This is a genomic window from Polynucleobacter arcticus (assembly GCF_013307205.1).
Lineage (GTDB): Bacteria > Pseudomonadota > Gammaproteobacteria > Burkholderiales > Burkholderiaceae > Polynucleobacter > Polynucleobacter arcticus.
The window spans coordinates 1,890,689-1,915,980 of record NZ_CP028940.1; the positions used below are offsets into that span (position 1 = coordinate 1,890,689).

At 46.9% G+C, this 25,292-nt stretch carries 25 protein-coding genes and 1 other RNA gene; 12 read left to right on the plus strand and 14 right to left on the minus strand.

What is annotated here, in order from left to right:
* Positions 1-23: 23 nt before the first annotated feature.
* The 10 genes from DN92_RS09530 to ruvB all read left to right on the plus strand — a co-directional run bounded on the left by DN92_RS09530 (position 24) and on the right by ruvB (position 9,611).
* The gene (locus DN92_RS09530; RefSeq protein ID WP_173961012.1) at positions 24-1,025 is read left to right on the plus strand and encodes an aminoglycoside phosphotransferase family protein; all 1,002 of its coding nucleotides are present in this window, start codon (positions 24-26) and stop codon (positions 1,023-1,025) included.
* Positions 1,026-1,035: 10 nt separating this feature from the next.
* A complete protein-coding gene (gene murU / locus DN92_RS09535) occupies positions 1,036-1,755 on the plus strand; it encodes an N-acetylmuramate alpha-1-phosphate uridylyltransferase MurU (RefSeq protein WP_367651928.1) in 720 nt (239 codons plus the stop codon).
* The gene (locus DN92_RS09540) at positions 1,748-3,118 is read left to right on the plus strand and encodes an aminopeptidase P N-terminal domain-containing protein (protein WP_173961013.1); all 1,371 of its coding nucleotides are present in this window, start codon (positions 1,748-1,750) and stop codon (positions 3,116-3,118) included. The genes murU and DN92_RS09540 overlap by 8 nt, the downstream gene beginning before the upstream one ends.
* Positions 3,119-3,125: 7 nt before the next feature.
* Entirely contained in the window at positions 3,126-4,310 is a 1,185-nt protein-coding gene (locus DN92_RS09545; protein WP_254598290.1) for an FAD-dependent monooxygenase, read from the plus strand.
* 149 nt (positions 4,311-4,459) lie between these two features.
* Positions 4,460-5,476: a tRNA dihydrouridine synthase DusB gene (gene dusB / locus DN92_RS09550; protein ID WP_173961014.1), complete on the plus strand. Its 1,017-nt coding sequence runs from the start codon at positions 4,460-4,462 to the stop codon at positions 5,474-5,476.
* Positions 5,477-5,504: 28 nt separating this feature from the next.
* On the plus strand, positions 5,505-5,759 hold the full coding sequence (locus DN92_RS09555; RefSeq protein WP_173961015.1) for a helix-turn-helix domain-containing protein: 255 nt from the start codon (positions 5,505-5,507) through the stop codon (positions 5,757-5,759).
* A 33-nt stretch (positions 5,760-5,792) separates the two neighbouring features.
* Positions 5,793-7,373, plus strand: a complete 1,581-nt coding sequence (purH, locus tag DN92_RS09560; RefSeq protein ID WP_173961016.1) for a bifunctional phosphoribosylaminoimidazolecarboxamide formyltransferase/IMP cyclohydrolase — start codon at positions 5,793-5,795, stop codon at positions 7,371-7,373.
* A 6-nt stretch (positions 7,374-7,379) separates the two neighbouring features.
* Positions 7,380-7,901, plus strand: a complete 522-nt coding sequence (gene ruvC, locus DN92_RS09565) for a crossover junction endodeoxyribonuclease RuvC (RefSeq protein ID WP_173961017.1) — start codon at positions 7,380-7,382, stop codon at positions 7,899-7,901.
* Positions 7,902-7,927: 26 nt separating this feature from the next.
* On the plus strand, positions 7,928-8,512 hold the full coding sequence (gene ruvA / locus DN92_RS09570) for a Holliday junction branch migration protein RuvA (protein WP_173961018.1): 585 nt from the start codon (positions 7,928-7,930) through the stop codon (positions 8,510-8,512).
* 31 nt (positions 8,513-8,543) lie between these two features.
* Positions 8,544-9,611 (plus strand): Holliday junction branch migration DNA helicase RuvB, encoded by a 1,068-nt coding sequence (ruvB, locus tag DN92_RS09575; RefSeq protein ID WP_173961019.1) that lies wholly within the window; start codon positions 8,544-8,546, stop codon positions 9,609-9,611.
* Between the two features lie 3 nt (positions 9,612-9,614).
* Here ruvB and tyrS read toward each other — a convergent pair whose 3' ends face one another.
* Entirely contained in the window at positions 9,615-10,847 is a 1,233-nt protein-coding gene (tyrS, locus tag DN92_RS09580) for a tyrosine--tRNA ligase (RefSeq protein ID WP_173961020.1), read from the minus strand.
* Between the two features lie 88 nt (positions 10,848-10,935).
* On the opposite strand from tyrS, the gene DN92_RS09585 reads away from it, so the two are divergent.
* The gene (locus DN92_RS09585; protein WP_173961021.1) at positions 10,936-12,066 is read left to right on the plus strand and encodes an anhydro-N-acetylmuramic acid kinase; all 1,131 of its coding nucleotides are present in this window, start codon (positions 10,936-10,938) and stop codon (positions 12,064-12,066) included.
* Positions 12,067-12,084: 18 nt separating this feature from the next.
* Here the strand turns inward: DN92_RS09585 and erpA are convergent, their stop codons facing one another.
* The 4 genes from erpA to rplM form a co-directional block, all read right to left on the minus strand.
* Complete coding sequence (erpA, locus tag DN92_RS09590) at positions 12,085-12,471, minus strand: iron-sulfur cluster insertion protein ErpA (protein ID WP_012358423.1); 387 nt, start codon at positions 12,469-12,471, stop codon at positions 12,085-12,087.
* Between the two features lie 83 nt (positions 12,472-12,554).
* Positions 12,555-13,613, minus strand: a complete 1,059-nt coding sequence (gene argC / locus DN92_RS09595) for an N-acetyl-gamma-glutamyl-phosphate reductase (RefSeq protein WP_173961022.1) — start codon at positions 13,611-13,613, stop codon at positions 12,555-12,557.
* 126 nt (positions 13,614-13,739) lie between these two features.
* Positions 13,740-14,141: a 30S ribosomal protein S9 gene (rpsI, locus tag DN92_RS09600; protein WP_173961023.1), complete on the minus strand. Its 402-nt coding sequence runs from the start codon at positions 14,139-14,141 to the stop codon at positions 13,740-13,742.
* Positions 14,142-14,150: 9 nt separating this feature from the next.
* Positions 14,151-14,579, minus strand: coding sequence for a 50S ribosomal protein L13 (gene rplM / locus DN92_RS09605; protein WP_015422034.1), 429 nt, complete (start codon positions 14,577-14,579; stop codon positions 14,151-14,153).
* Positions 14,580-14,987: 408 nt separating this feature from the next.
* Here rplM and DN92_RS09610 point away from each other — a divergent pair, with 408 nt between their 5' ends.
* The gene (locus DN92_RS09610) at positions 14,988-15,410 is read left to right on the plus strand and encodes an OsmC family protein (protein ID WP_173961024.1); all 423 of its coding nucleotides are present in this window, start codon (positions 14,988-14,990) and stop codon (positions 15,408-15,410) included.
* Here the strand turns inward: DN92_RS09610 and rnpB are convergent.
* The 9 genes from rnpB to DN92_RS09655 form a co-directional block, all read right to left on the minus strand.
* Positions 15,411-15,717, minus strand: an RNA gene (rnpB, locus tag DN92_RS09615) — RNase P RNA component class A.
* A gap of 71 nt (positions 15,718-15,788) precedes the next feature.
* Positions 15,789-16,847 carry a dihydroorotase gene (gene pyrC, locus DN92_RS09620; RefSeq protein WP_173961025.1) on the minus strand — a complete coding sequence of 353 codons (1,059 nt, stop codon included), beginning with the start codon at positions 16,845-16,847 and terminating at the stop codon, positions 15,789-15,791.
* Between the two features lie 40 nt (positions 16,848-16,887).
* The gene (locus DN92_RS09625; protein WP_173961026.1) at positions 16,888-18,207 is read right to left on the minus strand and encodes a glycerate kinase type-2 family protein; all 1,320 of its coding nucleotides are present in this window, start codon (positions 18,205-18,207) and stop codon (positions 16,888-16,890) included.
* Positions 18,208-18,216: 9 nt separating this feature from the next.
* Entirely contained in the window at positions 18,217-20,040 is a 1,824-nt protein-coding gene (locus DN92_RS09630; protein WP_173961027.1) for an ABCB family ABC transporter ATP-binding protein/permease, read from the minus strand.
* 9 nt (positions 20,041-20,049) lie between these two features.
* Positions 20,050-20,508, minus strand: a complete 459-nt coding sequence (nudB, locus tag DN92_RS09635) for a dihydroneopterin triphosphate diphosphatase (protein ID WP_173961028.1) — start codon at positions 20,506-20,508, stop codon at positions 20,050-20,052.
* A 22-nt stretch (positions 20,509-20,530) separates the two neighbouring features.
* Complete coding sequence (gene aspS, locus DN92_RS09640) at positions 20,531-22,330, minus strand: aspartate--tRNA ligase (protein WP_173961029.1); 1,800 nt, start codon at positions 22,328-22,330, stop codon at positions 20,531-20,533.
* Positions 22,331-22,346: 16 nt separating this feature from the next.
* Positions 22,347-23,000, minus strand: coding sequence for a DUF502 domain-containing protein (locus tag DN92_RS09645; protein WP_173961030.1), 654 nt, complete (start codon positions 22,998-23,000; stop codon positions 22,347-22,349).
* A gap of 64 nt (positions 23,001-23,064) precedes the next feature.
* On the minus strand, positions 23,065-24,651 hold the full coding sequence (gene ubiB / locus DN92_RS09650; protein ID WP_173961031.1) for a ubiquinone biosynthesis regulatory protein kinase UbiB: 1,587 nt from the start codon (positions 24,649-24,651) through the stop codon (positions 23,065-23,067).
* A 6-nt stretch (positions 24,652-24,657) separates the two neighbouring features.
* Complete coding sequence (locus tag DN92_RS09655) at positions 24,658-25,275, minus strand: ubiquinone biosynthesis accessory factor UbiJ (RefSeq protein WP_173961032.1); 618 nt, start codon at positions 25,273-25,275, stop codon at positions 24,658-24,660.
* Between the last annotated feature and the right edge of the window lie 17 nt (positions 25,276-25,292).

Genomic DNA, 25,292 nt, shown 5'->3' on the forward strand with positions numbered 1-25,292 from the left:
CCGCCTTATTATACGAATCGACCATGACTGACTCCCGCTTAGACTCCCTCCGCAACTGGCTAAAAGGCCTTGAACCTAGCTGGCAATTAGATCTCCCCACTTTGGCCCCGGCCTCGGCAGATGCCAGCTTTCGGCGATATTTCCGGATTGAGTCTAAAAACCCCGATTTTCGGACTTTAATTGTGATGGACGCCCCACCCCAACATGAGCCCTTAGATGCCTTCATCGCGGTCGATTTATTGCTCGACAATGGGGGTTTAAATGTTCCAAAAATCCTAGAACAAAATACTGTCGAGGGTTTTCTTTTACTCAACGATTTGGGCAATAAAACCTACCTAGCGGAACTCAATTCTGAGAGCGCTGATCATTTGTATAAAGATGCGACGCACGCTTTAGTGCAAATGCAATTAGCGAGCAAACCCGATGTATTACCAAACTACGATGAAGCACTGTTGCAACGAGAATTAGATTTATTTCCTAAGTGGTATCTAAAGGAACATCTACACCTTGAGTTAACCGAACTTCAGCATGCTCAAATGAAGCAGGCGTTTGAACTCATCCTGCAAAATAACCTTGCACAGGCGAAAGTCTATGTTCACCGTGATTACCATTCACGCAATCTCATGGTGACTGAAAAAAATAATCCAGGCGTCATTGATTTTCAAGATGCTGTGTATGGACCAATTACGTACGATGCCGCTTCTCTCTGGCGTGATGCTTACATTGTATGGCCCGAAGAACGCGTGATTGATTGGGTTATTAAGTTCTGGGAAGAAGGTCGTCAAGCAGGCTTACCCATGCCTAATGATTTTGGGCAGTTCTATCGTGACTTTGAATGGATGGGTTTACAACGCCACCTCAAAGTCTTAGGTATCTTTGCAAGGCTATTTCATCGTGATGGTAAGGATGCTTATCTCAAAGATATTCCATTAGTACTCGAATATGCGATTGCTACTGCTAATCGTTATATTGAACTAAAGCCTTTGGCGCGAATTTTAGAATCGACACGGCCAACTCAGAAATAAGCACCCATTCATGATGAATCAGACCAGTCGTATTCCTTGTTTGTTGCTTGCCGCAGGTCGAGGTGAGCGCATGCGTCCTTTAACGGATGAGCTACCAAAACCACTCCTCACGATCAAAAATAAATCTCTGTTAGCCTGGCATCTGGAAGCATTTAGTCCGGCAGGGATCAAACAAGTGGTGATTAACCATGCTTGGCTTGGTAAAAAGATTGAGGATGCCCTAGGTGATGGCAGTCAGTTTGATCTCAATATTGCCTATTCGCCAGAAGCTACAGCCCTAGAAACGGCAGGGGGCATTCGGAAGGCACTGCCTTTACTTAGGCCCAGCGACTATTTCCTAGTCATCAATGGTGATGTGTTTAGTCCGTATCTGCCAATTGAGCAGCTTTTAGACCAAGTTTCTAGCCTACGTAGCATGCCAAACAAGCCTTTAGCGCATCTATTAATGGTTCCAAACCCAGTACAGCACCCTGAGGGCGACTTTTATCTCAAAGGATCCCAGGTGGCTTTTGAGCCCTTCAATGGTGCTGAAAAGCTGACATTTTCCGGCATTGGACTCTATCACCTCGACCTCTTCAAGGATTTAGAGCTAGACGTGCCATCCAAACTGGCCCCACTACTTAGAGAGGCAATGGCTGAAAATAGAGTGTCCGGTGAAAAATACACCGGTCCGTGGCACGATGTAGGTACGCCACAACGATTACAAGAGCTCAATGCAGTTGATGAATAAAATCCACATCTACCAACAACGCCGAACAGATCTGGCCAAACAGATCTGCGCCAAAACTGGTGGTGGCATTGCCATAATCACTACAGCGCCTGAGACTGCGCGCAATCGAGATAGCGAATTTCCTTATCGTCACGACAGTGATTTCTTCTACCTCACCGGCTTTGAAGAGCCAGGCGCAACGCTCGTATTGAAGATTACTGGATCGTCATCGCAACCCCAACTCGAATCACATCTCTTTTGCAGACCCAAAGATGCAGAGCGTGAAATTTGGGATGGCATTCGCCTAGGTCCAGAGGCTGCACCTGAAGCGTTAGGCGTGGAATATGCTCACAGTAATCATGAGCTTGATCGCAAACTGAGTGCGCTTCTAGCGGATCAAGATGCAGTTTATGTTCGCCTGGCTGAAAGTGCAGAGGCAGATCGTCGCTTACGTCATTGGATGAAACAAGTGCGAGGCCAAGCCCGTGCCGGCATTAACCCTCCTTCCGAGTTTCATGATGTAGAAAGTTTGATTCATGAAATGCGTCTCTTTAAAGATGCGCATGAGATTGACATCATGCGTCGTGCTGCAGCCATTTCTGCGCGCGCTCACATCCGCGCTATGCAGACTTGCAAACCTGGACTTCGTGAATACCACCTTGAGGCAGAATTACTTTATGAGTTCCGTCATAGCGGCGCACAAAGTGTTGCCTACAACAGCATTGTTGCTGGTGGTGCCAACTCTTGCATTCTTCATTACCGCGCTGGCGATACTGAACTCCGTAGTGGTGAACTTTGCTTGATTGATGCCGGCTGCGAACTGGATGGCTATGCCTCCGATATCACCCGGACCTTTCCAGTCAACGGTCAATTTTCTGGTCCTCAACGTGCTTTGTACAACATCACACTTGCCTCACAAGAGGCTGCCGTTGCGGCTACCAAGCCCGGCAACACATTTATGCAGCCACATGAGGCCGCACTCAAGGTACTCACTCAAGGCTTGCTCGATGAGAAGCTACTCAAGCTTGCAGAGTTAGGCTCACTAGATAACGCGATTGAGACAGGGGCCTATCGTCGTTTCTATATGCACCGCACCTCACATTGGCTAGGCATGGACGTGCATGACGTTGGTTCGTATCGCGAACCGCTTAGCACAGCAACAAATGCTTCAGAAAAGCCATGGCGTCTTCTCCAATCGGGTATGGTACTAACTATTGAGCCAGGCCTGTATGTTCGCCCAGCAGATGATGTAGACGAGCGCTTTTGGAATATCGGTATTCGCATTGAGGATGATGCTGTAGTGAATGATGCTGGTTGTGAATTGATTTCTCGTGGTGTGCCAGTCAAGGCTGATGAAATCGAAGCGCTGATAAAAAATCATTAATGCATCATTGAATACAACATTACCTAATATGCAAGTAAATAACTTCGATATTGTGATTCAAGGTGGAGGGCCAGTGGCCTTAGCCTGCGCAGCCTGGTGCCTGCAAAAGTTTCCAGAAGCCAAGCTTGCTTTACTAGACCGAAATCCGATTGATGATGCTGATTTAGTGGCTGCAGATAGTAGGGGAGTCGCCCTATCACATGGCAGTAAGCTATTGTTAGACACGATTAATGCTTGGCCTACTGAATGCGCTGACATTCATCAGGTGCATGTGTCTCAAGCAGGTCGCTTTGGTCGTGCACTCATGACACGCGAAGAACTGAAGCAAGATGCGCTGGGTCACATCATTCGCTATCGCGATATTCACCTCACTTTGCGCAAAGCCCTAAGAGCTATTCAAAAAAATAGCCCCCATTTTGTTTGGGAGCACCTTGATAGCAATACCAACGTCGATACTAAAGAAGCACAAGCTCGATGCGTAGTGCATGCTGAGGGTGGATTATTTAAAACTCAGGATTGGGTCGAGTCTGGTCGGGACTATGAACAGTCCGCATTAGTAGGCTTAGTTGAGGTTGAGCAAGTAGCACCACATCAAGCTTGGGAGCGTTTCACCTCAGAAGGGCCTTTAGCAGTTTTACCAAGCCACTCCGGCCCCCATATTCTCAATTTGATTTGGTGCGGATCACCAGCATCATCAAAAGCTCGTCTCGCCTTGAGTGATGCGGATTTCTTAAAAAGCTTACAAGCGGAGTTTGGCTCACGCGTTGGACAGTTCCTCAAAATCCAAGATCGTCGTCTTTATGAACTAGGGCTGAATTACCGCAAAGAAATTACCCAAGGCAACGAAGTGTGGATTGGCAATGCCGCCCAGACCTTGCATCCGGTCGCAGGACAAGGTCTCAATCTTGGATTGAGGGATGCTTATCTTTTGGCTGAAAAACTCAGCGCCCTCTTCTCCAAGCCCGAAGATCAAAAAACTCCCAAGGCAATTGAAGCGACACTTCAGGAGTACGCTCAAAGTCGTAAGTTAGACCGATCCGCCACGATTGGCCTAACTGACTTTATGGCTAGAATCTTTACCTCCAATCTGCTGCCCATCGTGATCGGCCGTGGATTAGCTCTATCGGCCCTCCAATGGCTCCCATCAGTCAAAATAGCCTTAGCTCGCCAGATGATGTTTGGCAGGCGCTAAAGGGCTGAAATAGCCTCCAAACTACAAGCGTTCCCGGTTTGATCTAAATCAGTGAATCTGCCTATTTTTTAGGCAAATTTAGGCCGACCTGTGCTAAAGTGACACCCTTTCTCCAGCACTAAAGACCCCCATAACCCAATCTGCGACACATGAAGATCGGCCCACACCTTCTCGCCAATAGATTATTTGTTGCCCCCATGGCGGGAGTAACAGATCGTCCATTTCGGCAACTGTGTAAAACGCTGGGTGCTGGCTATGCTGTTTCCGAAATGGTTGCTTCCAATGCTTTGTTGTGGAAGAGTGAGAAAACCCAACGTCGCGCGAATCACCAAGGTGAATTTAATCCCATCGCAGTCCAAATCGCTGGTGCTGATCCCAGGATGATGGCCGCAGCAGCTAAGCTCAACGTTGATCATGGCGCCCAGATTATTGATATCAATATGGGTTGCCCCGCCAAAAAGGTATGTAATGTTGCGGCTGGTTCCGCACTATTGCGAGATGAACCCCTAGTACAACAAATTCTGGAAGCTGTCGTTCAAGCTGTGGGTGTAGGCGCTGATGCAGTTCCTGTAACCTTAAAAATTCGGACGGGCTGGGATCGCGAGCACAAGAATGCGATCGATATCGCCCGCCTTGCAGAAAAATCAGGAATCTCCATGTTGACCGTACATGGTCGTACGCGAGCTGATTTGTATCATGGCGAAGCTGAGTATGAAACTATCACCGCCGTGAAAAACAGTGTTGCCATTCCAGTCGTCGCAAATGGCGATATCACCACACCTGAAAAAGCGGAATTTGTTTTAAAGGAAACTGGTGCTGATGCCATCATGATTGGTCGTGCCGCTCAAGGACGCCCTTGGATTTTTCGTGAGATCAATCATTTTTTGGAGACGGGCGGTAAATTGCCGACACCCCAAATTAATGAGATTCAGGACATCATGAATGCCCACCTTCTGGATCACTATGCGTTTTATGGTGAATATATCGGCTTACGTACAGCACGTAAGCATATCGGCTGGTACTGCAAGGGTTTACGTGATTCCCATGCATTTCGTCAAAGAATGAATACAGCTGATGATTGCAAAACCCAATTACAAATGGTTAATGATTTTTTTAATGAAATGAAATCCCACTCGGATCGTTTGTTATTTTTAGAAGCAGCCTAAATCTTGTTTTTAGTTATTTAATTTATTTATGACCAATAAGCACCCCATCACCGAATGCATTGAAACCCAACTCCAGGGTTACTTAGACGATCTCAAGGGCACGCCTCCTTCCGACTTGTACCAAATGGTTCTCGCGGTAGTTGAAAAGCCCATGCTTGAATTAGTCATGCAACATGCGAAGCAGAATCAGTCTTTGGCTGCTCAGTATCTTGGCATTAACCGTAATACGCTGCACAAGAAATTGGTCGAGCACCAGCTCCTGAAACAAATCACACCTAATTAACCAATTCTTTATTCATTACCCCCTCTAAAAAATATGATCCGCACAGCCCTACTCTCTGTATCTGATAAAAATGGCATCGTGCCTTTTGCCAAAGCCCTGCATGAGCAAGGCATCAAGCTGATCTCTACTGGTGGTACCGCAAAACTCTTGGCTGAAAATAACCTACCCGTAGTAGAAGTATCTTCACTCACCAAGTTTCCAGAGATGCTTGACGGTCGCGTAAAGACTTTGCACCCCATAGTGCATGGCGGTTTACTGGCTCGCAGAGATTTTCCTGAACACATGGCCGCACTAAAAGAGCATGGCATCGATACGATCGACATGCTCGTGATTAATCTCTATCCGTTTAACGAGACAGTTGCTAAAGCAGATTGCTCGTTTGAAGATGCGGTTGAGAACATTGATATTGGTGGTCCAGCGATGTTGCGTGCTGCTGCTAAGAATCACCAAGACGTGACTGTGCTCATTTCTCCAGAGGATTACGCGCCCGTTCTCGAAGAAATGAAAGCCAATAAGAACGTAGTTTCTTATAAGACCAATTTGGGCCTGGCTAAAAAAGTATTTGCTCATACCGCACAATACGACGGTGCGATTGCCAATTATTTATCTGCATTAGGTGATGACCTCGATCACAAGAAACGCTCTGCTTATCCAGAAACGCTGCATCTTGCCTTTGAGAAGGTACAAGAGATGCGCTATGGCGAGAACCCACACCAATCAGCTGCTTTCTACAAAGACATTTATCTAGTGGATGGTGCGCTTGCCAACTACAAGCAATTGCAAGGTAAAGAGCTCTCCTACAACAATATCGCTGATGCAGATTCTGCCTGGGAATGCGTCAAGAGCTTTACTGGCAATGCTGGTGGTGCTGCAGCGTGCGTCATCATTAAGCACGCTAACCCTTGCGGCGTAGCTGTTGCTGCCAATGCTCTCGAGGCCTATCAAAAAGCATTTAAAACAGATCCTAGTTCAGCCTTCGGTGGCATCATTGCCTTTAACGTGCCATGTGATGGTGCAGCAGCTGAAGCTATCTCCAAGCAATTTGTAGAAGTATTAATTGCCCCCAGCTTTAGCACTGAAGCTAAAGCGATCTTTGCTACCAAGCAAAATGTCCGACTCTTAGAAATTCCCCTAGGTACCGCATTTAATACCTTTGATTTCAAACGCGTTGGTGGTGGCTTGCTCGTTCAATCTCCTGATGCGAAGAACGTCCTTGATAACGAAATGCGGGTTGTTAGCAAGCGTCTTCCAACCCCTACTGAAATGCACGACATGATGTTTGCCTGGCGGGTTGCCAAGTTCGTCAAATCCAATGCGATTGTGTATTGCGCTAACGGCATGACTCTGGGTATCGGTGCAGGCCAAATGAGCCGCGTAGACTCTGCTCGTATGGCAAGTATTAAGGCTGAGAATGCAGGTCTTAGTCTCAAAGGCTCAGCGGTAGCCAGTGATGCTTTCTTTCCATTCCGCGATGGCTTAGACGTAGTTGTGAATGGCGGCGCCAGCTGCGCTATCCAACCCGGTGGCAGTATGCGTGATGATGAAATCATTGCAGCAGCTGATGAACATGGTATTGCCATGATCTTTACTGGCACACGCCATTTCCGCCACTAATCACTTATGCGCTGGATAGGAATCGACCCAGGTCTACGAACAACCGGTTTTGGTGTCATTGATGTTGATGGCCAAAAACTGAGTTACGTAGCCTCTGGGACGATTGAAAGCGGTGATCCAGACCAAGGTCTTCCTGTGAGATTAGGAATCTTGTACTCAGGCATTAAAGAGGTTCTAGAGATCTACCACCCAGAACAAGCAGCTATCGAAGAAGTATTTCTGAACGTTAATCCTCGTTCTACCCTGATGTTAGGTCAGGCACGAGGTGCGGTGATTGCAGCTCTAGTCTCCGACAAACTCCCTGTTGCAGAGTTCAGCGCACTCAGGGTAAAGCAGTCCATCGTAGGGACCGGGAGAGCCACCAAGCCCCAAGTTCAAGAAATGGTGAAACGTTTGCTGCGCTTAAGTCGTGCTCCTGGAACCGATGCAGCAGATGCTTTAGGGGTCGCCATCTGCGCTGCGCATCATGCCCAGATTCCGAAAGCAATTACCGCTGCTCTTGCACCCAAAAAGAGTAGTAAGAAATAACAATACAAACAGGTTAAGATCTTTACATGATTGGTCGCATACAAGGCATTCTCGTTTCAGTTCATCCACCCCGCCTCTTGGTCGATTGCCAAGGCGTTGGCTATGAGATCGACGTGCCGATGAGCACCCTGTATCAACTACCAGAAACCAATCAAAAAATTACGCTTCTTACCCACTTCCAAGTTCGTGAAGATGCCCAGCAACTTTTTGGCTTTGCTACAGAAATTGAGCGTGAAGCATTTAGACAATTGATCAAGATTAGCGGTGTCGGTTCACGTACCGCCCTTGCCGTACTTTCTGGCATGAGCGTCAATGAATTAGCTCAAGCAATTGCCATGCAAGAAGCGGGACGTCTGACTCAAGTCCCCGGCATTGGCAAAAAGACTGCTGAGCGCCTTTGTCTTGAGTTAAAAGGGAAGCTAGCTCCCGATCTGGGAATCGTGGGTGGCAAACCCCAAGCAGTGGAAGCGAGTAGCGAAGTATTGCAAGCTCTCTTAGCACTGGGTTATTCAGAAAAAGAAGCGTTCTTGGCCCTCAAACAAATCCCTCCAGATAGCAGTGTTTCGGATGGTATTCGCATGGGCTTGAAATACCTCTCCAAGTCTTCATAACTAGTCACCCAAACACCACTACACTTGCAGTATGGCAATCCACACAGAAGACCTCAGTTCAATCCCCGAAGATTTACCGGAGAATAACGATCGCATCGTTAGTGGTGCAGCCGGCAATGCTGAAGCTGTCTTTGAAAGGGCCCTGCGTCCAAAACAACTGGATGAGTATGTTGGTCAAACCAAGGCTCGTGCCCAATTAGAGATTTTTATCACTGCGACAAGAGCACGTCAAGAAGCTCTAGATCACGTTCTTTTGTTTGGCCCTCCCGGATTAGGTAAAACCACCTTAGCTCACATTATTGCTAGAGAGCTTGGTGTGAACTTGCGCCAAACTAGCGGCCCCGTTCTCGATAGACCTGGTGACCTCGCTGCTTTACTGACCAATTTAGAAGCAAACGATGTGCTCTTTATTGATGAGATTCATCGCCTCTCTCCGATAGTTGAGGAGATTCTGTATCCAGCACTGGAGGATTACAGCCTAGACATCATGATTGGCGAAGGTCCCGCAGCACGCAGCGTCAAGATTGATCTCAAGCCATTTACCCTGATTGGCGCAACCACTCGTGCTGGCATGCTCACCAATCCACTGCGTGATCGCTTTGGCATTGTGGCAAGACTGGAGTTCTACACAACCGAAGAGCTGACCAAAATCGTTACTCGCTCTGCCAGCTTACTGAAGGCTGATATTGACCCCGAGGGATCAATTGAGATTGCGAAGCGCGCTAGAGGTACTCCGCGTATCGCTAATCGCCTATTACGCCGCGTACGTGACTATGCTGAAGTAAAAGGTACTGGCACGATTACTAAAGAAATGGCTGATGCAGCGTTGAAGATGCTTGATGTCGACCCAAGTGGTTTTGATGTGATGGACCGTAAATTACTAGAAGCCATTTTGCATAAGTTTGATGGTGGCCCGGTAGGCATTGATAACTTGGCTGCAGCGATTGGCGAAGAGCGTGACACCATTGAGGATGTGTTGGAGCCTTACCTGATTCAACAGGGCTACCTACAAAGAACCTCTCGTGGACGGATAGCAACGCGTCAAGCTTATGAGCACTTTGGGCTTACGCCACCAAGCAACTCCGCAATAGAGTCTTAAGAACTAGCTCAGCGTTACCTTGGAAAACTTACGCTTACCTACCTGCACTACATACGTACCAGCTTCAACTTTTAACTGTTTATCAGTAATCGTTGCGCCATCAATTTTTACACCGTTTTGTTCGATGTTGCGATTCGCTTCGGATGTTGATGGGGCTAAGCCAGCAGCCTTCAGAAGATTGGCGATTTGCATTGGCGCTCCAGACAAGCTTACTTCTGAAATGTCATCTGGGATTCCACCTTTAGCACGATGATTAAAGTCTTCCAAAGCTTTTTCTGCAGCAGCTTGCGAATGGAAGCGCGCAACGATTTCTTGTGCGAGCAGTACTTTGCAATCTTTTGGATTTCTGCCAGCAGCAACTTCTTGTTTCATTAAATCAATTTCAGCCATCGGGCGGAATGACAGCAATGTGAAGTAATCCCACATCAACTCATCGGAGATGCTCAAGAGCTTGCCAAACATCTCGCCAGCAGGCTCGCTGATACCAATGTAATTTCCTTTGGACTTACTCATCTTGTCTACGCCATCCAAACCAACGAGGAGAGGCATAGTCAAAATACATTGTGGCTCTTGGCTATACTCACGTTGGAGCTCGCGACCGACTAAGAGATTAAATTTCTGATCAGTACCACCAAGCTCTAAGTCACTCTTTAAAGCAACAGAGTCATAGCCCTGCATCAATGGATACAAGAACTCATGTACAGAGATGGGCACGCCGTTACGGTAGCGCTTGGTAAAGTCATCCCGCTCTAACATTTGCGCAACGGTATATCGCGCTGCCAACTGAATCATGCCGCGTGCGCCCAGTGGATCACACCACTCGCTGTTGTAACGGACTTCAGTTTTAGCAGGATCGAGCACCATGCTGGCTTGACGATAGTAGGTCTGCGCATTAACGGCAATTTCTTCTGCAGTCAGCGGTGGACGGGTTGCATTACGTCCAGAGGGATCACCAATCATGCTGGTGAAGTCACCAATTAAGAAAATCACGGTGTGGCCCAAATCTTGTAGCTGACGTAATTTGTTCAAAACAACCGTATGACCCAAATGAATATCAGGCGCCGTTGGATCTAAACCCAACTTAATACGCAAAGGCGTACCCGTAGCCTGACTCTTGGCTAGCTTCTGAATCCAATCCGCCTCGACCAATAACTCATCACAACCCCTTTTGGTTACCTCAAGGGCTGCAAAAACTTCAGGAGTCAGTGGATATTTTTGTTCTGGTTTAGCCGTCATGCGGAGTCTATAAACTGATTCGGTTAAATTAAGGTTTAGATTACTAAAGCATAATTGTCGCATTCCTGAGAATACAACCTAGAACCGCATGAATAAGCTCGATTCCCTCTTCATTGGCTTGATGTCTGGCACTAGCCTAGATGGAATAGATGCCGTGTTAGCAAAAATAGGCTCCGAAGGTGACGCAACCCTAATAGGGGCATTGAGCAAACCCTTCACACCTGAATTACGTAAAGCCCTACTAGACCTTCAAGCCCCAGGGCCAAATGAACTCCACCGAGAAAAACAAGCCGGAAATGCCCTGGCTATAGAGTATGCAAAGGTCGTTCAGGACCTGCTTAACCAGAAGAATCTGAATGCCACTGAAATCAGCGCAATTGGTGCCCATGGTCAAACTATTCGACATCAGGCCAATCTCGCCAATCACCTGGCCTATACCCACCAGACCCTCAATCCAGCACTATTGGCCGAGCTCACTGGAATTGATGTGATTGCGGACTTTAGAAGTCGTGACCTTGCCGCTGGTGGTCATGGCGCCCCTCTAGTGCCAGCCTTTCATGCACAACAATTTGCTACAGATCAAAATATCGCCGTACTCAACCTTGGCGGCATTGCCAACCTCACTCTATTACCCAAAGATGGTGAGGTGAAGGGTTTTGATTGCGGCCCCGGCAATATGTTGATGGATGCTTGGGTTGCGGATCAGCAGGGTCACCCTTTTGATGAGAACGGTACTTGGGCATCACAAGGCAAAGTCAATCAAGCGCTGTTATCAAGAATGCTGACAGATTCATTTTTCGCAAAAGCGCCACCAAAGAGCACGGGGCGTGATGACTTTCATCTAGAGTGGTTGCAAAAGCAAATTGGTTCGGACAACATTAATTCCGAAGATGTTCAAGCAACGCTATTGCAATTAACTGTGGACTCAGCCTTGCAAGCTTTAGAGGGCTATGCCCCGCAAACCCAAACACTGGTTATCTGTGGTGGCGGTGCGCGCAATACTGCCTTATTGGATTTATTTAAAACCAAAGCCGAAGCCTTGTTCAAAAACTCACTGGAAATTGTGACCAGTGATGTACTTGGTATCGATCCACAACTTGTAGAAGGCCTCGCGTTCGCATGGCTTGCCTGGGCCCATAAAGAAAAACGGCCAGCAAATTTGCCAGCCGTTACGGGAGCGAAGGGCCCTAGAATTCTAGGCGCTTGCTATCCTGCGTAATTAAATTGCTTTCTCTCTTTAAGCAGAGAAAGAAGATCCACAACCACAAGTAGTTTGGGCATTTGGATTTTTGATTACGAACTGTGAGCCGTTGATATCTTCTTTGTAATCAATCTCTGCGCCAACTAAATATTGGAAGCTCATTGAATCAACCAATAAAGTCACACCGTTCTTTTCAAAGAGTGTGTCATCTTCATTCACAGCATCATCAAATGTGAAGCCATACTGAAATCCTGAGCAACCACCACCTTGTACAAATACACGTAGCTTTAACTCTGGATTACCTTCTTCAGCAATCAAGTCAGCTACTTTTGCAGCAGCGCTGTCCGTAAACACCAATGGGGTTGGTGGTTCGGCTAAATCTTGTGCGGGTTGCGCAGTTTCTTGCGTAGCTAATTGGGTCATGATTTACTCCTAATTCAAAAGGCAATAGTCTATTTTAGGCTTTTAATTCTAAGCGTGCTGAAGGGTCTCTCCAGCTGACCCCATTATGGTGAAACAGCGATCTGGGTCAACCCCGTGGTCTCTGGCAGGCCAAACATCAAATTCATGCACTGCACGCCCTGGCCTGAAGCACCTTTTACCAAGTTATCCTCAACCACCAAAATGACTAAAGTGTCCCCATCGCCAGGACGATGAATGGCAATACGTAAGCCATTACTACCCCTTACAGAGCGTGTTTCTGGATGACTTCCAGCTGGCATCACATCAACAAAAGGCTCACCTTTGTAGAACTCTTCGTATAACTTTTGGAAATCCACCTGCATTCCAGCCTCAGTCAAGCGGACATATAAGGTTGAATGAATTCCTCTAATCATTGGCGTCAAATGCGGCACAAAAGTCAGACCAATCTGATCATGACCAGCAATAGCTTTTAAACCTTGGACGATTTCGGGAAGATGGCGATGGCCTTTAACACCGTAAGCCTTGAAGTTATCACTCGATTCAGACAACAAGGTTCCGATTTCTGCCTTGCGTCCAGCACCAGAAGTTCCTGACTTTGAGTCAGAAATAATATGTGTGCCATCAATTAATTGCTTGCCACCGGTAGACTTAGGTGAAAGCAATGGCGCAAGGCCCAGTTGTACTGAAGTTGGATAGCAACCAGCCAAACCTACTACGCGGGCTTTTTTAATTGCTTCACGATTAATTTCCGCCAAACCATAAACTGCTTCAGCCAAAATCTCTGGGCAGCCATGCTCCATACCGTACCACTTAGAAAATTCTTTCACGTCTTTTAAACGGAAGTCGGCAGCCAGATCCAAAATCTTCACATTATTCGCAAGCAATTCTTTAGCTTGTGCCATTGCGACACCATGTGGCGTTGCAAAGAACACGACATCGCATTCATTTAACTTAGCCTCGTTAGGCGTTGTGAATTTCAGATCAATGCGGCCACGCAAAGAGGGGAACATCTCCGCTACTGGCATACCAGCTTCTGTACGAGACGTAATCGCCTGGATCTTCACATCAGGGTGTTGCGCTAACAAACGCAATAATTCCACGCCGGTATATCCGGTTCCACCAACGATGCCAACTTTAATCATGTCATTCTCCAAAATACTGACAGGTGAATTTTATTTCTTTCATACCTAGATTGTAGAAACAAAATTGTAGAAACAAAAAGGGCCGCTTGCGCGACCCTTTCAATAATACTAAGCGACTGAAAGAAATTAGCGCTTGCTGAACTGCTTACGACGACGCGCGCCGTGCAGACCAACCTTCTTACGCTCAACTTCACGAGCATCGCGAGTTACCAAACCTGCTTTAGACAGGGCTGGCTTCAAAGTGATGTCGTAGTCCATCAACGCACGAGTTACGCCGTGACGTACTGCACCAGCTTGGCCAGTTTCACCGCCACCAGAAACGTTTACTTTGATATCAAAGGTCGTTAAGTGGGCTGTGAGAGCCAAAGGCTGACGAGCGATCATGCGGGATGTTTCACGAGCAAAATACGCGTCGATAGGCTTACCATTCACAATGATTTCGCCCTTGCCAGATTTAATGAATACACGCGCCACAGAACTCTTGCGACGACCAGTACCGTAATTCCAATTTCCGTAATTAATAGCCATTTGGTTTCCTTAAATCTCTAACGCTTTTGGCTGTTGAGCCGCATGCGGATGACTGGCGTCGCCGTAGACTTTTAATTTCTTAATCATGGCATAGCCTAGTGGGCCTTTTGGCAACATTCCCTTCACAGCCTTCTCTAAAGCGCGACCTGGAAAACGATCTTGCATTTTGTCGAAGTTGGTCGAGCTAATACCACCTGGGTATCCGCTGTGACGGTAATAAATTTTGTTCAAGCCTTTTGTGCCTGTGACACGCAGCTTAGAAGAGTTGATGACAACAATGAAGTCGCCGGTATCAACGTGTGGGGTGTATTCAGGTTTATGCTTGCCGCGTAGACGGAGTGCCACTTCACTGGCGACACGACCGAGGACTTTGTCCGTAGCGTCAATCACGAACCATTCATGCACTACCTCATGGGATTTTGCAGAAAAAGTTTTCATGATTTCTCAAATTGTTATAGTCAAAAAAAATTACTCCAACCAAACTACGTCCACCTTGGCCCTGCTTATGTTTGCAAGCTCGCAGATTCTGTAATTCACTTGGTACAACCATTACCGCTGACTGGTTCGGTAATTCAGTAAAGCCTTGAATTGTAACCCAAAAAAAACCCAGGAACGAGTCCTGGGTTGGAATCCACCTATGTTTAAGTGGAGGAGACACTGGGAGGTAAGTCGCAGTCTTGTATAAGACTGACTACCAATATGGTTATTCTACACAAAAATTATGGTGCAACGCAAGAAAATTGACCAAAATCAATTAATTGATGTTTTTTAGCCAAAACCTCTTTCCTTAAAAATTGATAAACTATTGATAATATTGATTAATTTACTAAGTTAGGGGTCACTAATATGGAATGTCAAGTATCTTGGTTGGGAGTTGGTGGCATGGCTTTTTCAGCAGAAACAGGTAGCGGCCACCTTGTAAAAATGGACGGCCCACCCGATGCAGGCGGTCAAAATAGCGCCCCGAGACCGATGGAGTTGATTTTGGCTGGTACTGGAGGATGCTCTGCATTTGATGTAGTTTTAATCCTACAGCGTGCCAAACAAGCTATTAGCGCTTGTGACGTAAAGCTCACTGCGGAACGGGCGGAAGTGGAACCCAAGGTCTTTACAAAAATTCATCTGCATTTCACAGTAACCGGCAAAGACCTAGAGCAAGCTAAGGTTGAGCGGGCCGTAAAGCTATCTCACGAAAAGTATTGCTCAGCGACCAACATGTTGGCAAAAACCGCTGAAATCACTTACAGCATTGATCTCATTTCTGAATAAGTGCAGAGTCAATCGATAAGCCGGATTCTGTCGCCTAGATTTGCATCTAGGGGCAATCATTCCTCTAGGCCGGCAGTTACCTGACGGCTCAAGCTCCCTACCCGCAGACTCAGCGGATCGCCTCATCGCCTGCTTACTTGGGATTGCTCCGGGTGGAGGTTACCGCGTTTCACCGTAACTAAATACGCTCGTCTCTGTGGCCCTATTCCTCACGTCACCGTGGATGGTCGTTAACCATCACCCTATCCTATGGAGTCCGGACTTTCCTCCCCCTCAATAAAGAGGCGGCGATTGCCCAATTGACTCTGCGCCTGCAGTCTAACGCAGTCGCAGAAACTTAACCTAAAAACGAAAAAACAGGGATTGGTGAAGTGGGGTCTAAGCCAGAGACCAGGCAATGGTCTCACCAGCACGCAATGGCACGATGGTTGCCTCGCCCAAAGGAAGTTCAGCAGGAACGCTTTGCGCCTGCTTTACCAAAGTGATGGTTTTCGTATTGCGCGGCAAACAGTAAAAATCGGGACCAAAAAAGCTAGCAAACCCTTCGAGCATATCCAACTTGCCAACACTCTCAAATGCCTCGGCGTATAAACCCAAGGCATTAAATGCGCTATAACAACCTGCGCAACCACAGGCGGCTTCTTTTGCTCCCTTCTCATGTGGCGCACTATCGGTACCTAGAAAAAATCGTGAACTGCCACTGGTAGCCGCTTCAAGCAAAGCTACGCGATGCTCCTCTCGCTTGAGTACCGGCAGACAATAGTTATGTGGCCGAATACCGCCAGCAAAAATCGCATTGCGGTTCATGAGCAAATGCTGTGGAGTAATCGTAGCTGCTAAGATATTTTTTCCACCAGTAGACGTATCACGCACATAGTGCGCTGCTTGCTTGGTTGTGATGTGCTCAAAAATAATCTTGAGCTCAGGAAAATCTTTTCGTAATGGCACAAGGATTTGATCAATAAATACCGCCTCGCGATCAAAAATATCAATGTGAGCACTAGTCACTTCACCATGAACCAGTAGCGGCATACCTACAGCCTGCATCGCTTCCAGCGCGGCGTAACAATGCTTAATATCGCTCACCCCAGCATCGCTGTTAGTAGTTGCTCCAGCGGGATACAACTTAAATCCAGCAATACCTGCAGTCTTGGCTTTCCGAACTTCATCGGCGGAAGTATTGTCTGTAAGGTACAAGGTCATCAAGGGCGTAAAACCATAGATTCCGAGAGATTGGAGATTGGCTTCAATTCGACTGCGGTAAGCATTTGCTAAATCCACAGTAGTCACTGGCGGCTTCAAGTTAGGCATGATGATGGCACGTGCAAATTGCCGAGCAGTATCTGCCAATACATCCTTCATGACCGCACCATCACGAATATGCAAATGCCAGTCGTCTGGCTGAATCAATTGAATTTGGTTTGAGCTAGTAGACATATATTTTTGATGAAGTTTTGTGTAATCAATTTTTATTGCATTAATCAAGCAAGATAATACGGAAATCGTTCACATTAGTTAGTGTAGGGCCAGTTTCCACTAAAGCGTCTAATTTAGAGAAAAAACCATAGCAATCATGTTGGGCTAAATACTGGGCCGGAAAGAGGTCTTGGGTATCAGCAGCCTGGCGAATAGCAGGAGTAAACCATGCACCGGCATTCTTCTCGCTACCATCAATGCCATCCGTATCAGCAGCCAAAGCCGCTATCTTTGGAAAGTCTGCAGAAGCAGCCAATAGTGAGAGCAAGTATTCGCTACAACGGCCCCCTCGACCTTGAAGACCCTCGGAAATGGTCACCGTGCACTCTCCACCCGAAATCAGGGCGATTGGTGCACTAGTCTTAGTCTGCAAATACTGACGTGCCAATGCAGCTTGCTCGAAACCAACATCCTGAGCCTCGCCAGTAATCGTGTCACCTAAAATCACTGGCTCATAACCCTGAGTGCGCACATAGTCTGCAGCCGCCACAAGACTTTTGTACGCTGTCGCAATGACGTGGTTATTGACTTGAGTATTTTGTAGATCAGCTATTTTTAAAGTTTCAGCAACCTGGCCAGCAATGCCGGATTGCAAATGAAGCAAAACGGAAGAAGGAATAGCATCTCCTCCTAATCGATACTTTTCCAGAATATGCACAGCATCTTGATAAGTCGAATAATCGGGTGCACAGGGCCCGCTCGCGATGTCAGCAGGATCATCTCCAGTCACATCGGATATCAACAAAGCCTCTACTCGAGCACCTCTATCAATGGCTAATCTAGCCAAGTTACCACCCAGAATCGCAGATAAATGTTTGCGCACCACATTCATCTCTTCAATTGGCGCACCAGAGCGCAATAGCGCCTCAGTAGTCTTGCGCATATCATCAATACTGATACCAGCCTGAGGCAAAGTGAGCAGACTAGAGCCGCCACCCGAGATTAGGGCAATTAAAGTATCACCCGCTTGCAGTTCACCAACTAAGCGATAGATCTCTTTGGCGCCATCCATCCCGGCTTGATCTGGGACGGGGTGCCCCGCCTCAATAATGCGAATATGCCCAGTTGGTGAGCCATGACCATAACGAGTCAACACTATGCCCTCAATATCAACCTGAGGCCAATCTGACTTAGCATATGACTCCAATGCACTGGCCATGGAAGCACTGGCTTTGCCTGCACCTACTACAACACATCGTCCCTTAGGCTCATGCCCCCGCGGAAAAATCTTCGCCAAATATTGCGGAATAACGATCTGTGGGTCAGCTACTGCTACCGCAGCCGCAAAGGCATTTCTGAGGATTAATTCTTGCTGGCTCATCAAAATAGTTTAATCAAGAGCGGTGCGCTCTTGCATTTGCCACATCTCTGCATATCGACCATTAGCAGACAAAAGTTCACTATGTGTTCCGCGTTCTACGATCTGACCATGATCCATCACCAAAATTTGGTCGGCGTGAACAATAGTTGAAAGTCGGTGAGCAACAATCAGGGTAGTGCGATTCTTGGCAAGACCAAGCAACTCTTCCTGGAACGCGCGCTCCGTTTTGGAATCTAAGGCTGAAGTGGCTTCATCAAAGATGAGCATGGCAGGCTTCTTGAGCAAAGTACGTGCAATAGCAACTCGCTGCTTCTCACCACCAGAAAGTTTTAAGCCGCGCTCACCCACTTGAGTTTCATATCCATCTGGCAAACGTTTAATAAAACCATCTATTTGCGCAGCTCTAGCCGCCTCGTGAACTTCTTCAATAGAGGCAGCAGTATCACCATAGGCAATGTTGTAGCCGATGGTGTCATTAAATAAGACCGTATCTTGGGGAACAATGCCAATCGCTTTGCGTAGGCTAGCTTGCGTGACATCTTGAATATTTTGCTGATCAATCAAGATCTTGCCTGATTGCACATCATAAAAACGAAATAGTAATCTCGCTAAGGTGCTCTTACCAGCACCACTCTGACCCACTACGGCAGTAATGGTTCCGGCCGGAATATGAAAGCTGACATTCTGAAGAATTTCTCGCTTGGCATCGTAATGAAATGAGACATTCTCAAAACGAACATCTGGACCACGCCCTTGGTCGCTAATATGCAAAGGCTGGGCGTTAGACGCATCAGCAATCTCTTTATCTGTATTTAATAAGGAGAACATTCGCTCCATATCCGTTAAGGACTGCTTGATCTCGCGATAAATCACGCCCAAGAAATTGAGGGGAATATATAACTGAATCATTAAAGTATTGACTAGAACAAGGTCTCCCAGAGTCATCGTGCCGTCTACTACACCAAGCGTAGCGCGCCACAAAATTAATACCAGTCCAATTGCAATAATTGTTTGCTGACCAAAATTGAGAACGGCTAAGGATTTTTGTGACTTAACAGCAGCAGCCTGATAGCGCTCCAAGTTTTTATCGTAACGACTGGCTTCAAAAGCCTCATTACCAAAGTACTTCACCGTCTCAAAGTTCAATAAAGAATCAATTGCTTTCTGATTTGCCTTAGAGTCCATGTCATTCATGGTCTTACGAAAATGGGTGCGCCACTCGGTTACCACGACAGTAAAAATGATATAGAAAACTAAGGCACATAAAGTAATCACTGCAAACCAAATATCGTACGAGTAAGCCAAATATCCCAGTACTAATATGAACTCAACCAAGGTTGGCAAGATGCTATACAAAGAGTAGGCAATCAGAGACTGGATGCCACGAGTGCCGCGCTCAATATCACGACTGACTCCACCAGTTTGGCGAGCTAAATGAAAGCTGAGTGCCAAAGAGTGCAAATGCTCAAAGACTTGAAGGGCTACCTTACGAACAGCATTTTGGGTCACTCGTGCAAAAAGAAATTCACGCAGCTCTGCAAACAAGGATGCAGACATTCTGAGTAGGCCATAAGCCAAGATGAGTCCTGCGGGAACGACGAGTAAAGCTTGTGGAGAATCTACCCGAATGTTTAGATCATCAATTAAACGCTTTAGTAAAATCGGGATGCCTAAGTTAGTGACCTTGGCAGCCACGAGGCATGCTAGAGCAATCGCAACCCTAAACTTATATTCCAATAGGTAGGGAAGTAAATCACGAATGACTTTCCAATCATTCCCCTGTGAAGGTTTAGAAGCGCTTGCCGCTTGATGATGCCCTGATGAATGTCTCATCGCTCTATCTTAGTGAGTTACGCTCTGGTGCGCAGAAAATAACTTGAGAATTGCTTCCCCATTGCTAGGAGAGAAACATTTTTTTGCTGCCTCATTAAAAGGCAGCCACTGGTAAGCGACATGTTCTCTTGGGGCCAATCTGACTGAGACATCATCTGGAACAAGTAATGAAAACCAATGCTCAGTATTTTTGGTGACTCCAGGAGCATAGCGGTGACGCCATTGCAGATAAATCTCGTACTCAATCTGATGGTGCATATTCTGCAAAGCATTTTCTGGCAGTGATTGAATATCAATGCCGGTTTCTTCAAGGACTTCGCGCGAAGCGGCCAACTTCAGATCTTCATCCAAGGTGTCGATGCTGCCTGTAACAGATTGCCAAAAGTTGAGCCTGTCGGCCCTCTCAATTAGTAAGACCTCCCCATTCGATCTATAGATGACCACTAAAACCGAAATAGGGATTTTCAAGATGCTTTGAATGCTTTCTTGCTTAAGCAGCCGGAGCAGCTTGGCGTAAGCGAATGTGCAGCTCTTTTAACTGACGCTCATCTACGGGGCTAGGGGCTTGGGTTAGCAAGCACTGTGCACGCTGTGTTTTAGGAAAAGCAATCACATCACGAATAGACTCAGCGCCCGTCATCATTGTGACGATACGATCTAATCCAAATGCAATACCACCATGCGGAGGGGCACCATACTGCAACGCATCTAATAAGAACCCAAACTTAGCTTGTGCTTCTTCAGCGCCAATCTTCAAGGCACGGAATACTTGGCTCTGCACTGCCTCTTGATGAATACGAACTGAGCCGCCACCAATTTCACTGCCATTCAGGACCATGTCGTAGGCTTTAGCTAAGCACTTACCGGGATTGGATTCGAGATACTGCATGTGCTCATCTTTAGGGCTAGTAAACGGATGATGGCAAGCTACCCAACGGGCTTCGCCTTCATCGTAATCAAACATTGGGAAATCAACTACCCATAATGGTTTCCAACCTTCAGTCGAGAGACCGTGCTCTTTACCCCAGGCAGAGTGGCCTATTTTCAAACGTAAGCCACCGATTGCATCGTTTACCACCTTTTCTTTATCGGCACCGAAGAAAATAATATCGCCTTCTTTAGCGCCTGTGCGCTTTAAGATTCCCTCGATTGCAGCATCATGTAGATTTTTTACGATGGGTGATTGCAAACCATTGCGACCCTCTGCTACAGAGTTCACTTTGATCCAAGCTAAACCTTTAGCACCATAGATCGCTACAAATTGAGTGTAGTCATCAATTTCACTACGACTGATCTCAGCGCCGCCCGGAACACATAGGCCCACTACACGCCCACCCTCTTGATTAGCTGCACCAGAAAATACTTTGAAATCGACATCTTTCATTAAGTCAGTCAACTCGGTGAACTCAAAGTTCACACGTAGATCAGGCTTGTCCGAACCAAAGCGTGCCATACCTTCTGAGTAAGGCATTGTTGGGAATGGATTTGGTAACTCGACATTCATCGTGGTTTTAAAAATATGACGGATCATGTTTTCAAATAACTCACGAATTTCTAATTCATCTAAGAAAGCTGTTTCACAGTCGATCTGAGTAAATTCAGGTTGACGATCAGCACGCAAATCTTCATCACGGAAACACTTAGTAATTTGATAGTAACGATCAAAACCCGCCACCATTAATAACTGCTTAAATAACTGAGGGGACTGTGGCAAAGCAAAGAATTGACCATCATGAACACGGGATGGCACTAAATAGTCGCGCGCACCTTCGGGCGTACTCTTGGTCAGCATCGGTGTTTCAATATCAATAAAGCCGGCAGCATCTAAGTACCGGCGGCATTCCATAGCAACGTTGTAACGCAAGCGTAAATTCTTTTGCATTTGCGGACGACGCAAATCCAGAACCCGATGAGTTAAGCGAGTAGTCTCAGATAAGTTCTCATCTTCTAATTGGAACGGAGGTGTAATAGAGGCATTCAAGATCACTAGGCCGTGGCAAAGTACTTCAATCTTACCGCTCGCCAAATCATTGTTCTCAGTGCCAGCAGGACGTGCACGCACCAGGCCTTTGACCTGAATACAAAACTCGTTACGAACCTGCTCTGCCAAAGCAAACATCTCTGGGCGATCTGGATCGCATACTACCTGTACAAAACCTTGATGGTCACGCAAGTCAATAAAGATCACGCCACCGTGGTCACGGCGGCGATTTACCCAACCAGAGAGAGTAATTTCTTGACCAATGAGTGATTCGGTTACCTGACCGCAGGTATGGCTTCGCATCGACATAACAATTTCCTATAAATCAAAGATGTTGGCTTGACCCAATAGCGGTCAAACCAGTTGAACTGGTGGGGGGAACAGATCCCATTGAAACAATATGTTTGAGCGCCTCTTCGACACTCATCTCTAATTCAATGGTGTGTGCACGTGGGACGATCATAAAAAATCCGGAAGTTGGATTTGGGGTGGTTGGCAAGAATACGTTGACGAAATCTTCACCCAACTTAGCAGAAACTTCTCTTGCAGGGATGCCAGTCTGAAATGCGATCGCCCAAGAATCTGCGTGCGGATAACGAATCAACAAGGCCTTACTAAAGGCTTGGCCACTACCTGAAAATAGCGTCGAAGAGACTTGTTGAACGCTGGAGTAAATAGAGCGCACGATTGGAATGCGGTTCACAAAACGATCCCATACCTTCATCCACCATTGCCCTGCAAAATTGATGGCGAACAACCCAGTAAGCATGATTACTGAAACTACGATCAAGATGCCAACCGCAGGCAGGTCACGGAAATGCTGCAAGTCGGCAGCAAATTGATTGGGGAAGACGGCAATAATGGCATGCATCACAGAGCCAAACACCCCGTCGAGCAGACCAAGGCCCCATCCAATCACCCAAATGGTGATTGACATCGGTGCCCACACCAGAATGCCTGCGATAAAGTATTTTTTCATTTGCCTGTGCTCATGCTTTGCCTAACCTAGCATTTTAGCGGTTTAAGCGATGACCGACGACAGACTAATAAAGACCAAGGCCAATAATCAAAATTCCCGCCAAAAAGCCTCCCGCAAACAATAAAGCCCCCACCAAGAGGCGATGAGTACGTCTTTCTTGTAATAAAAGGGCTTTTAGGACCTCTAATTCGCCATTCTGCCCCTTTTGCGGCGCTTTCACTTGCGCCAAACTCTCTGCAATGAGGCGGGGTAGAGTTGGCAGAATCTGTGCCCAGCTTGGTGCCTCAGCCTTAATACCGTCTACCAAGGCCCTCCAACCGAGCTGCTGACTAATCCATTTTTCCAAGATCGGCTTGGCGGTCTTCCAGAGATCCAAGTCCGGGTCCAGCTCACGTGCAAGACCCTCGACGTTCAATAGGGTCTTCTGGAGTAAGGTTAACTGTGGCTGAATTTCCACCTTGAAACGACGTGAGGTTTGGAATAAACGCATCAGCACAATTCCGAGGGAAATTTCCTTCAGAGGGCGATCAAAGTAAGGCTCACAAACAGAGCGCACTGCACCTTCCAACTCTTCGACGCGAGTGTTAGCAGGAACCCAACCAGACTCAATGTGCAATTCAGCCACACGGCGGTAGTCACGATTAAAGAAAGCTAAGAAATTGAGAGCGAGGTAACTTTTGTCGGATTGGCTCAACGCACCAACAATGCCAAAATCTAAAGAAATAAAACGGCCAAATGTCTCTGGCTCCAGGCTAATCATGATATTTCCAGGATGCATATCCGCATGAAAAAAACCATGCTCAAATACCTGAGTGAAAAATATTTCTACACCATCCGCAGCGAGCTTTTTAAAATCAATACCTGCTGCGCGCAAGTCAGCAGTCCGGCCAATGGAAATTCCATTCATCTTTTCCATCACGATGACATTGGTGTGACATAAATCCCAATACATCTCCGGAATCATCAATTTCTGTGAGTCGACAAAATAACGGCGCAACTGACTTGCATTGGCTGCCTCACGCATGAGGTCCAACTCATCATGAAGATGCGTATCAAATTCTGCAACGTTTTCACGGGGCTTTAAGCGACGACCATCTTCAGAGATTCGCTCAATAATTTTTGCCAAGTCATACAACAAAGCAAGATCGCCATCAATGATCGGTAAAATGCCTGGGCGCAGGACTTTAATTGCGACAGCGCGACCTTCCCATTCAGGATGCTTTGCGGTGCCACGTAATAAACCAAAGTGCACTTGAGCTACAGAGGCACTGGCTACAGGAGTCGCATCAAAACTAATAAATACTTCTTGAATGGATTGTCCAAGGGCCTGCTCAATCAAGCGACATGATTCATCATTCGAAAATGGGGGGACCTGATCCTGCAACTTCGCTAATTCATTAGCAATATCTTCTGGCAATAAATCTCGTCGGGTTGATAACACTTGTCCAAACTTCACGAAGATGGGGCCAAGGGCCTCTAAGGTCAAACGAATACGCTCACCCCTTGGCAAGGCTTGACCAGGAGAGGTCCAGCAAATAATGGTTAATACACCGCGACGAATCCCCGGTTTGAGAATATCGCGCAGTAATGGCAACATGCCATAGCGCCATGCAGTAAAGAAAATAAAGGAGAGGCGGGCAAGACGACGCACGGTAAATTAACCTTTTCGCTCTAGCAGTTGAATACGCTTTTCCATGCGATCAACTGCATCACGTAAGGTATTTAATTGATTTTTGTGAATGATGAAATCCCGCTTATTCAGAAGTACTTTTTTTTCTTCGCTGACATACTCCACCACATTAGCTAATAAGTCAGAAGCAGCAGATCGTCCTGCGGAAACGAATTTCTTGCCTTGGCGTACGGCGAAGTTGGCGGGCGCATCACCAATAAGCTGTGCTAAGTCCTCCTCATACTCCCAACGAATCTGTCCTGCTAGACGCCCCAGTAATTGAGCTAAGTCGGCATCGCCAGTAATCTTGACCGACTTCATTGCCTGCTCTCGTACACCACCAGAACCGCCTGTAAGTGCACTCATGACATCAGCAGAAACATCCAACTCTAAAGAGGGGATATCTAAGTCAGTTGCAGCGGTTAAAGTCCCAGCCGGCGTCAATTCAAAAAAAAGGTTGCCGACAGGCAACTTCAGCAAGATGACTTTGCCAGCGTGTCGAGCCAACTCGCCCATCGCCCAGGGTTCCGCTTTCAGAATGTGATTTATCCCTCGGCAGGCGGCTACAGCTGCAATAGGATGATTAATGGAGGATGCGGTGGTCATGGGCGTAAAAAACCCGC